This window comes from Thorsellia anophelis DSM 18579, assembly GCF_900111395.1.
Classification (GTDB): Bacteria; Pseudomonadota; Gammaproteobacteria; order Enterobacterales; family Thorselliaceae; genus Thorsellia; species Thorsellia anophelis.
This window is the reverse complement of record NZ_FOHV01000008.1, coordinates 131,458-147,940: the sequence shown is the minus strand read 5'-3', so window position 1 is coordinate 147,940 and position 16,483 is coordinate 131,458. Positions and strand designations below refer to the sequence as shown.

The 16,483-nt window shown below is 34.2% G+C and carries 15 protein-coding genes; 13 read left to right on the top strand and 2 right to left on the bottom strand.

Annotated elements, in window-relative coordinates; translation table 11 throughout:
- Positions 1-13: 13 nt before the first annotated feature.
- Positions 14-1,684, top strand: coding sequence for a flagellar assembly protein A (locus BMW37_RS06830; protein ID WP_093318907.1), 1,671 nt, complete (start codon positions 14-16; stop codon positions 1,682-1,684).
- A gap of 53 nt (positions 1,685-1,737) precedes the next feature.
- Positions 1,738-2,352, top strand: a complete 615-nt coding sequence (gstA, locus tag BMW37_RS06825) for a glutathione transferase GstA (protein ID WP_093318904.1) — start codon at positions 1,738-1,740, stop codon at positions 2,350-2,352.
- Positions 2,353-2,435: 83 nt separating this feature from the next.
- On the opposite strand, the gene BMW37_RS06820 is transcribed toward gstA, so the two are convergent.
- On the bottom strand, positions 2,436-3,689 hold the full coding sequence (locus BMW37_RS06820; protein ID WP_093318902.1) for an FAD-dependent monooxygenase: 1,254 nt from the start codon (positions 3,687-3,689) through the stop codon (positions 2,436-2,438).
- Positions 3,690-4,181: 492 nt separating this feature from the next.
- Here BMW37_RS06820 and dppA point away from each other — a divergent pair, with 492 nt between their 5' ends.
- The 5 genes from dppA to BMW37_RS06795 all read left to right on the top strand — a co-directional run bounded on the left by dppA (position 4,182) and on the right by BMW37_RS06795 (position 10,229).
- Positions 4,182-5,789, top strand: coding sequence for a dipeptide ABC transporter periplasmic-binding protein DppA (gene dppA, locus BMW37_RS06815; protein WP_093318899.1), 1,608 nt, complete (start codon positions 4,182-4,184; stop codon positions 5,787-5,789).
- A gap of 283 nt (positions 5,790-6,072) precedes the next feature.
- Positions 6,073-7,098, top strand: coding sequence for an ABC transporter permease subunit (locus tag BMW37_RS06810; protein ID WP_093318897.1), 1,026 nt, complete (start codon positions 6,073-6,075; stop codon positions 7,096-7,098).
- A 33-nt stretch (positions 7,099-7,131) separates the two neighbouring features.
- The gene (gene dppC, locus BMW37_RS06805) at positions 7,132-8,058 is read left to right on the top strand and encodes a dipeptide ABC transporter permease DppC (protein ID WP_093318894.1); all 927 of its coding nucleotides are present in this window, start codon (positions 7,132-7,134) and stop codon (positions 8,056-8,058) included.
- A gap of 94 nt (positions 8,059-8,152) precedes the next feature.
- Complete coding sequence (gene dppD, locus BMW37_RS06800; protein WP_093318892.1) at positions 8,153-9,121, top strand: dipeptide ABC transporter ATP-binding protein; 969 nt, start codon at positions 8,153-8,155, stop codon at positions 9,119-9,121.
- Positions 9,122-9,206: 85 nt separating this feature from the next.
- Positions 9,207-10,229, top strand: a complete 1,023-nt coding sequence (locus tag BMW37_RS06795) for a peptide ABC transporter ATP-binding protein (RefSeq protein ID WP_093318889.1) — start codon at positions 9,207-9,209, stop codon at positions 10,227-10,229.
- A 49-nt stretch (positions 10,230-10,278) separates the two neighbouring features.
- Here BMW37_RS06795 and BMW37_RS06790 read toward each other — a convergent pair whose 3' ends face one another.
- Positions 10,279-10,527 carry a GIY-YIG nuclease family protein gene (locus BMW37_RS06790; protein WP_177168603.1) on the bottom strand — a complete coding sequence of 83 codons (249 nt, stop codon included), beginning with the start codon at positions 10,525-10,527 and terminating at the stop codon, positions 10,279-10,281.
- Positions 10,528-10,907: 380 nt separating this feature from the next.
- Here BMW37_RS06790 and BMW37_RS06785 point away from each other — a divergent pair, with 380 nt between their 5' ends.
- From BMW37_RS06785 to BMW37_RS06760, 6 genes are all read left to right on the top strand, one after another.
- Positions 10,908-12,326 (top strand): methyl-accepting chemotaxis protein, encoded by a 1,419-nt coding sequence (locus tag BMW37_RS06785; RefSeq protein WP_093318883.1) that lies wholly within the window; start codon positions 10,908-10,910, stop codon positions 12,324-12,326.
- A gap of 69 nt (positions 12,327-12,395) precedes the next feature.
- Complete coding sequence (locus BMW37_RS06780; RefSeq protein WP_093318880.1) at positions 12,396-13,346, top strand: metal ABC transporter substrate-binding protein; 951 nt, start codon at positions 12,396-12,398, stop codon at positions 13,344-13,346.
- Between the two features lie 8 nt (positions 13,347-13,354).
- On the top strand, positions 13,355-14,233 hold the full coding sequence (locus BMW37_RS06775) for a metal ABC transporter ATP-binding protein (protein ID WP_093318878.1): 879 nt from the start codon (positions 13,355-13,357) through the stop codon (positions 14,231-14,233).
- Between the two features lie 11 nt (positions 14,234-14,244).
- The gene (locus tag BMW37_RS06770) at positions 14,245-15,138 is read left to right on the top strand and encodes a metal ABC transporter permease (protein ID WP_093318875.1); all 894 of its coding nucleotides are present in this window, start codon (positions 14,245-14,247) and stop codon (positions 15,136-15,138) included.
- Positions 15,135-15,971, top strand: a complete 837-nt coding sequence (locus BMW37_RS06765) for a metal ABC transporter permease (protein WP_093318872.1) — start codon at positions 15,135-15,137, stop codon at positions 15,969-15,971. The genes BMW37_RS06770 and BMW37_RS06765 overlap by 4 nt, the downstream gene beginning before the upstream one ends.
- 50 nt (positions 15,972-16,021) lie before the next feature.
- Complete coding sequence (locus tag BMW37_RS06760; RefSeq protein WP_093318870.1) at positions 16,022-16,366, top strand: hypothetical protein; 345 nt, start codon at positions 16,022-16,024, stop codon at positions 16,364-16,366.
- Positions 16,367-16,483: the final 117 nt, after the last annotated feature.

The window sequence follows — 16,483 nt, the reverse complement described above, 5'->3', positions numbered from 1 at the left end:
TATTGGATCCAATATGCAAGATAGTTCACTCTTTCAATTTGAACATAACGAAGAAACTGGTAATATTACTGTAATTTTTGATGCTAAAAATTTTACACATGAAAATATTCAGTCAGATACACATATCAAGATAACATTAGATCAGTTAGTGCATGAATTTAGTGCTAAGGGATGGGATGCATCAAGATTAAATAATGAATCTGCTGCAAATTTTATTTTTCAGTGTAATGAAAAAAACAGTGTTACCAATCCTATCCGTGAATCTATCGCAAATATTGTTGATGGTAAATTTCAAATAACTATCTCGCAAGATAAAATGAATGCTTACTTGCAAATATGGCCTGCATCCGGCGGTAGACTTGTATCTGAAACTGACGTTAAATCAAAATTAGAACAACTGAATATTGTATTTGGCGTTGATGAAGCTTTAATATCTGAGTTAATCCAAAAGCAGCAAACACCTGCTACAGTGATAGCTTCAGGTATTCCAGCTGAAGAAGGGAAAGCTGCACATTTTATTAGTTATGTCGAGGGCCTAGTGCCCTATGATTTAATGAGTAATCAAGATGAAGAATCTTTTTTTGACTTGTTTAGTTTGAAAAAATTACCATACATAAAAATTGGCACCCCTATAATGCGGCTTGTACCTAAATATGATGGCGTAGATGGAATAGATATCACTGGGGCATTTATTACTCCAAAATCGTATCCTGACATTACTTTTGCAGAAGATTTAAAAGGGGTGAAATTTGATGATCTAGATCCTAATTTATTGATTGCAGCTGTTGAAGGTAAACCTATTTTACATAGATATGGAATGAGCGTTGTACCTTATCATGAAATTAATTTAGAAGGTATTGGTACCAAATATATTGAGTTTGAAGGCGCTTTAGTAATAAATGGTGACTTACAAAATGGGATGGATGTAAAAGTAAATGGTGATATAGCTGTAGATGGTACTATTGGTATTTCGAGAGTTGAAGCATCAGGTAGAATTAGCACGAGTGGGGGGATAATAGGTGCCCCAGATATTGAGGAAACATCTAAACAGGTCCATATCGTTTGCCAAGGTGATATTAGAGCAAAATTTATTGAAAATGCAAATGTCCGTTCATCACGTTCTGTTTATTGTGAACATGCTATTGTTGGTAGCCAGGTAATTGCAGGTGAATCAATTTTTGTAGGCAAACGAGGTGTGAATAGCGGCCTTATTCGTGGTGGAAAACTTATTGCATTTAACAAAGTGATTGCTGGTTCAATTGGTTTCGATAATGGGCTAGAAACGCACATTCATGTTGGTATTGATCTTTTTGTAGATAATAAAAAATATAAAATTAAAAAAAGATATGATGAAATTTTGGTTGAAAAACAAAAGCTGGATAAGTTAATCAAGTTAATTTTTGAAGAGCCTGAACGAGGTGAAAATGGGATTGCACAAAGAGTCAAATTATCAAGGGATAAAATGATTGAGAAGCTCGATGAATTAAGATCGACATACCAAAAAATTGAAGCGAATATACATGGTCTTGAAAGCGCTAAAATTGTTTTTTATGATACACTTTATGGCGGAACAACTATTTCAATTGGTAATAGGACGATGGAATTTAAAAAAGATGTTTTTAGTTCAACCATTTATTATGGTATTGATGGTGAGATTAAATTAGGTGGTTTAGCACTTAAATAATCTCTAAATTAATTACATGATAGATCAATCAAAATCAACTAAAGGTATATAAAATGAAACTTTATTATAAGGCAGGTTCATGTTCACTATCGCCACATATTGCTTTAAGAGAAGCGGGTATAGACTTTACGCTTGAAGCTGTAGATTTAGCAACAAAAAAAACTGAATCTGGTGAGGATTTCTTAGCGATTAATCCTAAAGGACAGGTGCCTGCATTATTGCTTGATAATGGTTATTTGCTTACAGAAGGTGTTGCTATTGTACAATATATAGCTGATCAAAAGAAAGATCGTCAGCTTTTACCAGAATTAAATTCTTTAAAACGATATGAAGCAATAGGCTGGTTAAATTTTGTCTCAACAGAAATGCATAAAGGTTTTGGTCCACTTTATAATCCAAAAACACCTGAGGAATATAGGGAAATTGCTAAAGCTAACCTTATGCAAAAACTAGCAATGCTAGATAAGCATTTTGCTAGTAATGAGTATTTACTAGGTGCTAATTATAGTTGTGCTGATGGATATCTGTTTACTGTTATTAATTGGACTTTTTTCTTACAGATGGATATCAGTCATTTAGAGAATGTTAAAAAGTATATGAAGCGAGTAGGGAATAGGCCTGCTGTACTAAGCGCGTTAGCCGCAGAAGGACTTCAATTAAATTGGTAGTAAATGTTTTTTACTAATATTGAATATTCAAAACACACTAAAAAATATACTGAATGATTTTTAGTGTGTTTATTACAGCCACATTACCTTTCTTGCTTAAGCCCAATTGCGTATTTTAATATAAAATTTTTTATTAAATTGTTATGTTCTACGGCCATGAATAAAAAATTTCTTAATAATTTAATTGGTCTATTTTTGTTAGAAAAAGAAAAGTAAATGGCATCCATAGCACTTTGCATCAATAAATTATCTTTAATGCGCTTAGAATTATACTTAGATAATACCTCGTTTGAATACCAATTTTTACCAGAATTATGAGATGTGACTATTAAGTTTGAAAGATATTCAATGTCCTTAAAGCCTAAATTAGCACCTTGACCTGCAAGTGGATTAATAGTGTGAGCTGCATCACCTACTAAAGCAATTCTTGGTTTCCAATACGTTTTTGCATGCATTCTAGTTAAAGGGAACATAGCTTTATCAATAACTTCAATTTCCCCGATTCTTGCAGGGAAGGCGAGTTTTATTTCATTTGTAAGTTGTTCGTCTGACAGGCTCATTAATTGCTTTATTTTAACCTTATCATCATACCAAATTAAAGATGCCCAGTTGTCATGTAAAGGTAAATAAGCTTTTGGGCCTGATGGAGTGAATTGTTGCCAAGTAATATCTTTTTCTAAACTATTAGTTTTAACAGTAATCAGCATACAGCTTTGGTTATATTGCCATCCTATTGTGCCTATGTTAGCAAGTCTTCTAATACTCGACTGTGCACCATCAGCACCAACAATAAGCTTTGAGTAAATCGATTTTTTTTGAGAATTAGCACAATCAAATTCGATTGTTTGTACTTCATTTTCATCTATAGAGCTAATTTTAGTTACACTAGCACCTTCAAAAAAGGTGATGTTAATTTTTTGTTTTACTAATGAGATTAAAGTTGATTGTAAAATGCTATTTTCTACCATGAACCCTAATTGTTGATATCCGAGATTAGCAGAATCAAAATTAACAGCAGGTAAATGTGCATCCCATGTGGATAATTTAGAATATGGAGTATAACGTTGTTTTTCTAAGTGTTCCCAAACATGAATTTTAGCCAGAAAATCTTTCGTGCCTAACGATAAAGATGAGACTCTTATATCTGGTTGTTCTGCAGTGGAATAGATGTCTTGCGTTAGGAAAGATTTATCAATAATGGCAATATTAAATCCTTCGTTAGCGAGTGCAATTGCAAGTGAGAGACCTATCATTCCAGCCCCCACTATGGTTATATCGAAATCGGATTCAGGCTGTATTTTTGCATCATGTACTTGTTTTAAAATAATATCAGGCATGACTCGAATTTCCTTGCAATAAAAAAATGTATACAATTACATTAAGTATATGTATGTATAAAGTTTATCTACATTTAATGTAATTCAAATAAAAGTGAAAAGACAAAATTGAGTGTAATGATTTAGAGCTAATAACTGAGAACATTACATGGGTTAAATCAAAAAAATGAGATATAGTCCACACTCTTAGCACAATCAAGACTAAAAAAATAAATTATATTGATCTAATGCAAGTTATCATGCAAATATAACAATTAGAACAAAAAAATGAATTCACTTGTATACTGAAAGTTTAACGTAACGCTTTAATTGTTGCAAATGAATACTTTTTCCCTCTTTACTTTACGTTTCATTAAGGTTATAAATTTACTCCTTGTTCTTAAGCCTAACCGTTATGTATTTAGTCTGTGGTTACAAGATAAATATAAAACTAAATAAGATGTGCTTAGTAACGTACAAGCACTAAAATTAAATTGATAGAGGTTGTTAATAATGAAATTTAAGTTATCTAAATTAGCTTGTTTGACAATAGGTATTGTTGGTTTGTCATTTTCTACAATATCACAAGCCAATACATTAGTTTATTGCTCTGAAGCATCGCCAGAAGGGTTTAATCCGCAGCTTTATACTTCTGGTACGACTTATGATGCATCATCGGTACCAATGTATAACCGGTTAATTGAATTTAAACTAGGCACAACTGAAATTGAGCCAGGGCTTGCTGAAAGTTGGGAAGTGAGTGAAGATGGTTTAGTTTATACGTTTAAACTGCGCCAAGGTGTTAAATTTCATGAAACAGATGATTTTACACCAACACGTGATTTCAATGCAGACGATGTAGTGTTTAGCTTTATGAGGCAAAAAGATAGTGCTCATCCTTATCATAAAGTGTCTGGTGGTACTTATGAATATTTTCAAGGTATGGGAATGGGCGATTTAATCAAATCAGTTGAAAAAGTTGATGACTATACTGTCAAAATGACATTAACTAGGCCAGAGTCGCCTTTCTTAGCAAATCTAGCAATGGATTTTGCCTCTATTCTCTCTAGCGAATATGCTGACTTAATGTTAGAAGCAGGCACCCCTGAAAAAGTTGACATTAACCCTGTAGGAACAGGCCCATTCCAATTAGCAGAATATCAACAAGATTCTACAATTGTATATGATGCATTTCCTGATTATTGGGGAGAAAAGGCTAAATTAGAAACGCTCATTTTCTCTATAACCCCAGATGCGTCAATTCGTTATGCGAAAATGCAAAAAGATGAATGCCAAGCAATGCCATACCCAAACCCTGCTGATATTGCAAAAATTAAGCAAGACGAAAATTTGACTGTATATGAAGAACCTGGCCTGAATGTTGGATATATTGCTTTTAACGTCACCAAACCACCTCTTGATAATGTTAAGGTTAGACAAGCATTAGCAATGGCTGTCAATAAACCAGCTATAATTGATGCTGTATACCAAGGAGCAGGGCAACAAGCCAAAAATTTAATTCCACCATCAATGTGGGGTTATAATGATGATGTCGTAGATTTACCATTTGATATTGAAAAAGCTAAAGCTTTATTAAAAGAAGCTGGCATTGCTGAGGGAACTAAAATTGATCTTTGGGCTATGCCTGTTCAAAGGCCTTATAATCCTAATGCAAGAAGAATGGCTGAGATGATCCAGGCTGATTGGGCTAAAATTGGCATTAATGCGCAGATAGTCAGCTATGAATGGGGTGAATATTTAAAACGTGCTAAAGATGGAGAACATCAAGTAGTTATGATGGGATGGTCAGGTGATAATGGTGATCCTGATAACTTTTTTGCAACGCTATTTAGCTGTGCAGCTGCTCAGGATGGATCAAATTACTCAAGATGGTGTTACCAACCTTTTGAAGATATTATTCAACCAGCGCGTTCAGAAAATGACCATGAAAAAAGAGCGGAGTTATATAGGCAGGCTCAAGTGGTGATGAATGAACAAATGCCAGCAATCATGATAGCTCACTCAACTGTTTTTGAACCGGTGAATAAACGAGTTGATGGCTATATTGTTGATAAATTAGGTAAACATTTCTTCAATCAAGTTTCAATTAAAGATAAGTAATGATTATATTAACGCATGATTAAAGTTTTTTAATCATGCGTTATTTAATAAAAAATTATTTTTTTTAAAGATTCAGTCATTTTTTTATTGACCAATCATCTCAGATGCGTATTATCACGCCTTTTTAAAATGTTTCATATCCGCTTCAAATGTTTTTGGGATACAATCTTAATAATCAGAGAACGTGTTGCGGCTATCAGGCTGATAATTTTTTTATTGCTACTTCTAGGTAGTCGTCATGACTATCTAGAAGTAGCAAACAAATGAACAGAGATAACGAGCAATGTTTCAATTTATTTATAAAAAACTACTCATGATTGTTCCAACTTTTATTGGGATAACATTAATTACATTTTCTTTAGTTCATATGATACCAGGTGATCCCGTTTTAATCATGTCAGGTGAACGAGGGCTTTCTGAAGAACGTCATGCTCAATTATTAGCAGATTTTGGTTTAGATAAGCCACTGTACCAACAATATTTTTCCTACATTAAAGGTGTAGTACAAGGTGATTTAGGAAAATCATTTAAATCAAAAAAACCGGTATGGGATGAATTTGTACCAAGATTCAAAGCAACGTTTGAACTTGCTTTTTTTGCTTTAATTATTGCAGTTGGATTAGGAGTCCCTTTAGGTGTTATTGCTGCGGTTAAACGGGGATCTTTTTTTGATCATGCAACAGTATCACTTTCATTAACAGGATATTCCATGCCAATTTTTTGGTGGGGGATGATGCTTGTTTTAGTCGTATCAATTTACTTAGATATAACGCCAGTAAGTGGACGAATCGATCCTACCCTAGTTAGATTTCCTAGAAGTGTTAGAGATGATTTAACAGGATTTATGCTTATCGATACACTCTTATATGGTAAAGAAGGGTATTTTAAAAGTGCAGTATCCTATCTGATTTTACCTGCAATTGTTTTATCTACAATCCCACTCGCTGTTATTGTTCGTATGACGCGTTCAAGTATGCTCGAAGTTTTAAATGAAGATTATATCAGAACAGCTAGGGCAAAAGGCCTGCCTAAATGGCGTGTAATTATCATTCATGCACTAAGAAATGCGCTAATGCCTGTGATTACTGTTATAGGATTGCAACTTGGTGCTTTACTTTCTGGGGCAGTGTTGACTGAATCAGTTTTTTCATGGCCTGGTATTGGTACATGGTTGATTGATTCATTGAATCGCCGGGATTACCCTGTCATTCAAGGTGGCGTTTTAATTGTGGCCACATTGATAATTTTTGTTAATTTAGCCGTGGATATCCTTTATGGATTCATTAATCCTAAAGTTCGTAATAGCTAATTTGACGCAGAGTTAAACGATATAGAGGAAATCATGTCAGAAAGCCATTCACTTAATACAGTACAAACTCAAGCAAACATAGGTCCGGTACCTTTATCTCCAGCAAAAGAGTTTTGGAAATACTTTTCAAAAAATAGAGGTGCTGTTGTTGGACTTATTTATATAATTGTCATGTTAATTATTGCAATATTTGCCCCTTGGATTGCCCCACATTCTCCTTTTGAATTACATGATATTAAAAATTTAGACTCCTTACCTCCACCATTTTGGTTGGAGGGTGGCAGCACAAAATTTATTTTAGGAACAGATGATATTGGGCGTGATATGTTATCAAGAATCATTTATGGTACACGCCTATCTCTTTTAATCGCCTGCTTTGTTGTGACGCTATCATTGGTATTTGGTGTCATAATTGGTTTAATTGCAGGGTATTTTGGTGGTGTGATTGACGCAACAATTATGCGTATTGCAGATATTATGATGGCCTTACCTAGCTTGTTGCTTGCTTTAGTTCTTGTATCAATCTTCGGAAAGTCAATTTATACAGCTTCTTTAGCTTTGACTTTTGTTGGGTTGCCTCATTATATAAGGCTAACTAGAGCCCAGGTTTTATCTGAAATGAAAAAAGATTATGTGATAGCCTCAAGAGTGGTGGGTGCTGGAAATTTGAGGCAGATGTTTAACAATATCTTACCTAATTGTTTGGCCCCTCTTATTGTCCAAGGCTCATTAGGTTTTTCCAATGCAATTTTAGATATGGCTGCACTAGGTTTCTTAGGTATGGGTGTGCAAGCTCCGGATCCTGAGTGGGGGACATTGTTAGCCGATGGACTTAAATTTTTACAAAGTGCATGGTGGATTGTTGTATTTCCTGGTTTAGCAATTCTGTTTACTGTTCTAGCATTTAACTTAGTTGGGGATGGACTAAGGGATGCTTTAGATCCTAAGTTAAAGCAATAAAACAATAAGACTCTTTAGAGCTAACTTATCAAATCTAACACAATAAAATTTTATACTAAGCTCAGTTTAATGGGCATAAATTAGGATTATAGTTATGGCATTACTAGAGTTACAAAACTTGTCAGTTCATTTTGGTGAAAAAAATCAACCTTTTAAAGCAGTTGATAGAATTTCATATCAGGTTGAAAAAGGACAGGTGGTTGGAATTGTTGGTGAATCAGGTTCAGGTAAATCAGTGAGCTCCTTAGCTTTGATGGGGCTTATCGATTATCCAGGCATTGTAAGCGCAGATAAAATGCTTTTTGATGGTATTGATTTACAAAGTCTAACTGAAAAAGCAAAAAATAAAATTATCGGTGCTGATATCGCAATGATTTTTCAGGATGCGATGACAAGTTTGAATCCATCTCATACAGTTGGTTATCAAATTATGGAAGCATTAAAAGTTCACCAAGGTGGGACTAAATCAGAGCGGAAACTCCGCGCTATTGAATTATTGAATCAAGTGGGGATTCCCGATCCTGAATCACGATTAAAAGTATATCCTCACCAATTATCTGGAGGGATGAGTCAACGAGTTATGATAGCAATGGCGATTGCATGCAGGCCTAAACTATTGATAGCTGATGAGCCAACAACTGCTTTAGATGTTACTATTCAAGCTCAGATAATTGAATTATTGCTTGAATTACAACAAAAAGAGCAAATGGCATTAATTTTAATTACACATGATCTTGCATTGGTTGCAGAATCTGCAGAGAAAATCATTGTTATGTATGCAGGTCAAGTTGTTGAGGTCGCTGATGCAAATTCATTGTTTGTGAATCCTATGCATCCTTATACTGAATCTCTACTGAAAGCCTTGCCTGAATTTTCTCAAAATCGCTCTAGGCTCGAGTCTTTACCTGGGGTAGTACCAGGTAAGTATGACAGGCCAACAGGGTGTTTGTTAAATCCCCGTTGTCCGTATGTTAAAGAAAAATGTTTACAAACTGAACCTGAGTTAACTCAGGTAGATTCGCATTTAGTCAAGTGCCATTTTCCCTTAACAGTCAACAAATAGATATTGACATTCACAATTAGGATTAAAGCTTTATTCGATAGGTCGATAGGTTCTCTTAAAAGGGATTATAGAAGGTAATAGGATTATGAATAGTCACCAAATTGATGAACAATCAAATAATGTAGGAAAACAAAATGCAGGTGAAACAGTATTGCTTGCAAATAATTTAAAAAAATATTATGAAGTAAAGAAAGGGGTTTTTGGTAAATCACAGACTGTTAAAGCTTTAGATGGGGTTTCTTTTGAACTAAAAGTTGGTAAAACACTTGCAGTTGTAGGTGAATCAGGTTGCGGTAAATCAACTCTTGGAAAACTTCTTACAATGATTGAATCACCCACGCAAGGCGAACTCTTTTATAAAGGGCAAGATTTACTTGATAAAAATCCTGCTAATAAAGCCTTGCGACGCCAAAAAATTCAAATTGTTTTTCAAAATCCATATGGCTCACTAAATCCAAGACAAAAAGTAGGGCATATATTAAGTGAGCCTCTTGAGGTTAATACTTTATTATCAAAAGAAGCTATCCGTAGTAAAGTACTAAAAATTATGGCTAAAGTTGGATTGAAAGAGGAATTTTATGACAGATATCCTCATATGTTTTCTGGTGGACAGAGGCAAAGAATTGCAATTGCAAGAGGATTGATGCTTGAGCCAGATATTGTCATAGCAGATGAACCAGTTTCAGCTTTAGATGTCTCTGTAAGAGCACAGGTCCTAAATTTAATGATGGATTTACAAGAAGAGATGGGGCTTGCTTATGTATTTATTTCTCATGATTTATCAGTTGTTGAACATATAGCTGATGATGTAATGGTTATGTATTTAGGGCGCTGTGTCGAAAAAGGCACAAAAGAACAAGTCTACGCAAATCCTATGCACCCTTATACACAAGCTTTATTATCTGCAACGCCAAGATTAAAAAAACAAGAGAGAATTGAGAGGATTAAACTTGTTGGTGAACTTCCTAGCCCACTCAACCCCCCTAAAGGATGTGCATTTAGTGCTAGGTGTGCTAAAGCATTCGATAAATGCTTTACTGCTCAGCCAGTACTTAAGGATTATAGTAATCAGCTAGTTGCATGTTTTTATGTGGAAGAGAATCAATAAGAGTATAGCTGTGCTTATCAAGTTATGATAGGCATAGTACAAATATATTCTAAATTAACTCAAGTGGATTAAATTCACCTAAGATTATTTTTAATTTTTGGGCTCTTGGTAGCTGTTTTATTTTGTATTCCAGCTGAGCTGCTTTTTTATGGGTGAGTTCGGTTAATACATAAACAATTCTCAAAGGGCTTTTCCCTCTCAATGCTTTTGCTCCTTTGCCTTTTTGATGTGCAAGAAATCTTTTTGTTAAATTATTTGTAATACCCGTATAAATTGATTCATATCTATCTTCAATCATGTACAGGCACCAATCAGTATTAGTAATTGGGTTAGAGGTAGAATCGTTTATGATAATCATTTCTTTAATTTCAACGTATAAATTGATGTCTAATTGCTACTAAGTAGTTTTAATTTGTTAAATTTAGATTAATCTCAATGTTATTTATTATTGAATTATAGTGGCTTATCATTATCTTGTTTCATCTTGAAACCCTGTTTCAATTAATGATTTTGCTATTGCTATAATTATGTAAGTTAATTTTACATTTGCTCATGTTTAGTTATGAATTTTAGCGTTAATTAGTTCCATTGAATTTAAAAGAATGGTATAAAATAGAAATAATAATGCTAGAATTATATTTTAAGTTATTTTAATCAAGTCTATCAAATAGGTCAAAAATGAAAACTGTACTATCACAATCATCCTTAGCTAGAAAATTCGCTACAGATAAATTAGCCGATACATTAATGCTTTATGTCTTAATTGTTTATTGTTTTGTCACAATTGGATTGGCTTTTTTTAAGCAACATCATGGAAGTCAATTAATCGAAGCAATAATTAGCTCATTAATTGTATTAGGTATAGGCGTTTTTGGATATGTATTATATAAGGGAAAAGAACCTTGCCGATACTTCATGGCTGTTACTTTGATGCTTATGGTTGCGTTACATATTCATTTTGCAATGGGGATGATAGAATTTCATTTTGGCGTTTTTGTTACCTTAGCATTGCTGCTTATGTACAGAGATTGGCGACCTATTATGGTCGCAGCAGTTGTTATTGCTATTCATCACGTTGTAGTTGATAGATTACAGGCGGCTGGTTTTGAAATATTTTGTTTAGAAGAGGCTAATTTTAAACAAGTTATGATACATGCTGCTTATGTGGTTGTTCAGACAGGATTTCAAATAAAAATAGCAATGATGCTCAAAACATCTGAAATGAATTCGTATTTGTTATCTGATAGGCTTCAGATTGCAATGGATAATCTGAATGTTGCTGTGAGTGAAGTAAAAACTCATAGTGCTTCAGTCTTTGAATCTGCAAATACAATTGCGACAACTGGGGAGTATTTAACAGAAAAAAGTAGCAATGCTTCAATAAGATTGCATCAAACAGCTGTAACGATTGAAGAGTTAGGCGAATCAATAACAGAGAATGAACAAATCGCAACTAGCGCTGACAAATTAATAACATCAGCTGCCAATGAGGCAAGAGAGGGGCGGTCATTAGTAAATGAAATTGTTAAAGTTATGAGTGATATTGAAGTTTCAGCTTCTAAAATTTCAGCTATCACTGAGGTCATTAATGGTATTTCATTTCAGACGAATATTCTTGCATTAAATGCTGCAGTTGAAGCAGCTAGAGCGGGTGAGCAAGGTCGTGGATTTGCTGTGGTGGCATCTGAGGTTAGAACATTAGCACAGCGGGCTGGTCAAGCTGCTAAAGAAATTGAAGTATTGATAGATACAAGTGTTACTCATATGAAAGAAGGGGTAAAATTTGTTAACTCAGCGAACACTACTATTAGTAGTATGGCAGTATCTGTTGAAGACGTTTCAGGACTTGTTAGCAGCATATCAAAGAATACAGAGTCACAATCTTTACAAGTACAAGTTGTTAATCAATCCCTTAAAACACTTGAAGAAGTTGTCAAAGATAATGATATTGCTGCAAAAAACAGTGTAGGCATTGCATTAGATTTGCAGAGTCATGCGGATGCTCTCAATACAAGTATTGCAAAAGTCGATTTAGATAACACTATCTATGATGGTGAGCAAGAAGTGATTATCGGTGATATAAGTGAGCATAATTAATTTTTAAGTATTTGTAATATAAGCAGGCTCAATATCTATTGAGTCTGTATTCTTAGATGGATTTTCTAGATGAAAAAATTGCAAGTTTTTGCTCCAACTAGTTTGAATCGTTTTTCAATTCTTTTTATATTGTTTTATTTTATCCCCTACCATGGATTCGCTGAGACTCTCCCCTCAAAACCTTTTCGAGTGATTACAACATTTACTATTTTGCAGGATATGGCGCAAACTATTGCGGGTGACAAAATGGTAGTTGAATCGATAACTAAGCCAGGCGCCGAAATTCATGATTATCAGCCTACACCAAAGGATATTGCTAAAATTCAGCATGCGGATCTGATTTTATATAATGGTTTGAACCTAGAGTCTTGGTTTGAAAAGTTTTATCAAGATATAAGAACTATTCCTGCTATTTTAGTTACGGATGGGATTGTCCCAATAAATATAGAGAATTCTGAACACACTAACGAAGCTGAGTTAATACCAAATCCACATGCATGGATGTCACCTAACAATGCTTTAATTTATATTGAAAATATAAAAAATGCTTTTATTGATTTAGATCCGCCCAATAGGACTTATTACGAGCAAAATGCATTAGACTATGCCGAGAAAATCAAACAATTAGCACTTCAAATTGAAAAAAAATTAAGCTATCTTGAACCTGAAGCAAGATGGCTTGTTACATCTGAGGGGGCATTTAGTTATTTAGCCAAGGATTTTGATTTAAAAGAAGCTTATTTGTACCCTATTAATGCAGAACAACAAGTCAAACCAAGGGAGCTAACTGAATTAATCGATTTAATTAAGTTAAATCAAATACCCGTTGTGTTTTCAGAAAATACTACTTCAGATAGACCTGCTAGAACAATTGCTGCTGAGACTAACGCGATTTATGGAGGAGTCTTATTCGTTGATTCATTATCAAACAGCGAAGGGCCAGTCCCTACCTATCTAAAATTGCTTGAAAGAACGCTTGATACAATAGTTTTAGGTTTTGAGACTGCAAAAGAGAATTAGGAGTCAATTTGAACGGTTTAATTAAAAATTTAGCCCACTTATCTGTCAAGAATATTAGCTATGTTTATAGTAACGGCAATCAGGCAATAAAAGATGCTTCATTTGAACTTGAAGGTGGAACAATTTGTGCTCTGGTTGGGCCTAATGGTGGCGGAAAATCTACTCTTTTCAAAAGTTTAATGGGAGTTGTAGACCCGATGGATGGCACGGTGAGTTTAAATGGGCAGACTATAAAACAAGCTCTTCGTAATAATCTCATAGCCTACGTGCCTCAAACGGAGGAAGTTGATTGGGATTTCCCGATACTTGTTCGTGATGTCGTTATGATGGGGCGATACGGATCTATGAACCTATTAAGAATTGCTTCTAGAAATGATCATTTGGAAGTCGATAAAGCAATAGACTTAGTTGGATTAACTGATTATAAAACCAGGCAAATTGGTGAGCTTTCTGGTGGGCAGAAAAAGAGAGTATTTCTTGCAAGAGCACTAGCACAGCAAGGTAAAGTGCTAATGCTTGATGAACCTTTTACGGGGGTAGATGTTAAAACAGAAAATGCAATTATTGATTTGCTCCAACGTTCAAGAGAACAGGGGCATTTAATTTTGATTTCAACTCATAATCTTGGAAGTGTTCCAGAATTTTGCGACCAGGTTGTCTTATTTAACCGTTCGGTAATTGGATTTGGCGGCATTAGTGAAACCTTTACCGAAGAAAATTTGCGTAAAACTTTTGGAGGGGTTCTGAGGCACATTAAATTAAGTTCAACAGAGCTTCATGATGATGACGATACAAGAGTTGTGACAGTATTGACTGATGATGAGCGTCCTGCAGTATTTTATGGCAATACTCAACAAGATCCTCCTTCAAGTACTGTTAAAGATTAAAAGGGAATGTGATGATTGATATACTGCTATTACCGTTTGATTACCAATTTATGATAAACGCGATGCTTATCTGCACAGCCGTAGGAATTATTTGCGCTTTACTTTCTTCCTTTTTAGTTCTGAATAATTGGTCATTAATTGGCGATGCTTTATCACACGCGGTAGTTCCTGGCGTTGCGATTGCTTATTGGTTAAGTCTACCTTTTATTGTTGGGGCTTTTTTCAGTGGAATAATCGCAGCCTTCGCTATGGTCTTTATCACTAAGGTCAGCAAATTAAAAGAAGATGTAGTAATCGGATTTGTGTTTTCAAGTTTTTTTGCTCTAGGGTTGCTATTAATATCTATTTTTCCAATAGATATCAGTATACAAACTATAATCATGGGAACTGTCTATACAATTAATCAAAACGAGTATGTCCAAATTGCAATTGTATTTTTTCTTTCGTTGGCCATTATGGTCTTTTTATTTAAAAACTTAGTAACAGTGATATTTGACAGTGGTTATGCGCATGCAATAGGAGTTAGTGAACTAAAAGTTAAATTGCTTTTTTTTACGATATTAAGTGCTGTGATCGTGATATCACTTCAAGCAGTTGGTGCTATACTCGTTATTGCACTTTTAATTATACCTGGTTCTTGTGCTTATTTACTATCAGATAGAATAGGTATGCTTGCTTTTATTGCCATGTTAACTGGTGGTTTAAGTGCATTTTTTGGAAGTTATTTTAGCTTTTTTTTAAATGTTTCTGCAGGGCCTGTAATTGTTTTAATCCAAGGATTAATATTTGTCTTGTGCTTTATTTTTGCACCAAAGCATGGATTGCTAAACAAACTTATTAGGCGTAGAAAAAAAATAGGGACTTATCATCCTAAATCTTATTTAGGAGAAAAACATACTTTATGATTGAGCTCTATAATTTTTTTGTTGAACCCTTTACCTATCCGTTTATGCAAAGGGCCTTAGTCATGGGGCTTACAATTGGTATTGTCTGTGCTTTTTTATCGTGTTTTTTAGTGCTAAAGGGTTGGGCGTTAATGGGAGATGCTATTTCTCATGCTGTGCTCCCTGGGATAATATTAAGTACGTTAATCAACATGCCAATCATTATTGGCGCATTTATTGCAGGCTTCATTACGACTATTTTAATTGCTTATATTAAATCTAGTACAAGATTAAAAGAAGATAGTGTGGTTGGTATTGTTTTTTCATTTTTTTTTGCACTTGGATTGTTTTTATTTGCTTTTATAGAAACTCAATTGCATTTAACACACATCTTGTTTGGTAATATCCTAGGGGTTGATGCTGATAATATGCTAAAGGATATCATCATTTTGTTTTGCGTATTCCTACTTTTGTTGGTTAAGAGTAAGGATTTGATTTTATTTTGTTTTGATTCCATTCATCTGAAAATGCTAGGGAAATCCACAAGGTTATACCATTATTTTTTACTTTTAGTTCTCTGTCTAGTAATTGTTATTTCAATACAGGCTGTGGGGATATTATTTGTTGTAGCGCTTCTAATAATACCAGGGATGTTTGGTTTTATAATAGTTAAGAGATTTGAACAAATGGTATTTTTATCAATTATATTTTCAGTGATGACAATCATTTTGGGAATACTATTAAGTTTTCATCTTGATGTCGCAACTGCGCCGTTAATTGTTGTTTTCCAATCTATAGGGATTTTGATTGCTTTGCTATGTAAAAAAGAACGATATAGAGAGAGAAGTAAATAAAATACAAAAAATAAATTTGTGGAATAGAGTTAAACATAGAAGGTAACTATATGAGCCGTAGACGCTATATTGAATTAATGACTTATGAACTAAAAAAAGAGCAGGAAGATGCATTTCATGACGCTGAAGTAAATTTATCTATTCCACTGCATAAGCAAATGGGGATTAAGGTTGTAAGTTTTGGACCATCATTACATGATCGAAGCCAATATTTGTTGATACGTGCATTCAATTCAGAAATTGAATATGCGGAACAATTAGCTAATTTTTACGCTTGTGAAGAATGGCTAAAAATTCGTGAAGAGATAGTAAGTAGAATCATTAGCGCACATAAGATTACGTTTTGGCTAGAGGATGATCATATAGTATGCTTAAAAAATATAGTGTTAAACTAAATAATAGACCCTGTAAATAATTCCTACCATTTCTAACTATGCTTGTTATGGTGATGTTATTTCAAACAAATGCTTGAACTGTATTGGTTTACTGATTCTAAACACTCTTGAAACGGT

Coding starts and splice junctions, on each gene's coding strand:
- BMW37_RS06830 (WP_093318907.1), top strand. CDS start 14: ATGCAAGATAGTTCACTCTTTCAATTTGAACATAACGAAGAAACTGGT.
- BMW37_RS06765 (WP_093318872.1), top strand. CDS start 15,135: ATGATTGAGCTCTATAATTTTTTTGTTGAACCCTTTACCTATCCGTTT.
- BMW37_RS06770 (WP_093318875.1), top strand. CDS start 14,245: ATGATTGATATACTGCTATTACCGTTTGATTACCAATTTATGATAAAC.
- BMW37_RS06795 (WP_093318889.1), top strand. CDS start 9,207: ATGAATAGTCACCAAATTGATGAACAATCAAATAATGTAGGAAAACAA.
- BMW37_RS06820 (WP_093318902.1), bottom strand. CDS start 3,689: ATGCCTGATATTATTTTAAAACAAGTACATGATGCAAAAATACAGCCT.
- dppA (WP_093318899.1), top strand. CDS start 4,182: ATGAAATTTAAGTTATCTAAATTAGCTTGTTTGACAATAGGTATTGTT.
- gstA (WP_093318904.1), top strand. CDS start 1,738: ATGAAACTTTATTATAAGGCAGGTTCATGTTCACTATCGCCACATATT.
- BMW37_RS06810 (WP_093318897.1), top strand. CDS start 6,073: ATGTTTCAATTTATTTATAAAAAACTACTCATGATTGTTCCAACTTTT.
- BMW37_RS06790 (WP_177168603.1), bottom strand. CDS start 10,527: ATGATTGAAGATAGATATGAATCAATTTATACGGGTATTACAAATAAT.
- dppC (WP_093318894.1), top strand. CDS start 7,132: ATGTCAGAAAGCCATTCACTTAATACAGTACAAACTCAAGCAAACATA.
- BMW37_RS06780 (WP_093318880.1), top strand. CDS start 12,396: ATGAAAAAATTGCAAGTTTTTGCTCCAACTAGTTTGAATCGTTTTTCA.
- BMW37_RS06760 (WP_093318870.1), top strand. CDS start 16,022: ATGAGCCGTAGACGCTATATTGAATTAATGACTTATGAACTAAAAAAA.
- BMW37_RS06785 (WP_093318883.1), top strand. CDS start 10,908: ATGAAAACTGTACTATCACAATCATCCTTAGCTAGAAAATTCGCTACA.
- dppD (WP_093318892.1), top strand. CDS start 8,153: ATGGCATTACTAGAGTTACAAAACTTGTCAGTTCATTTTGGTGAAAAA.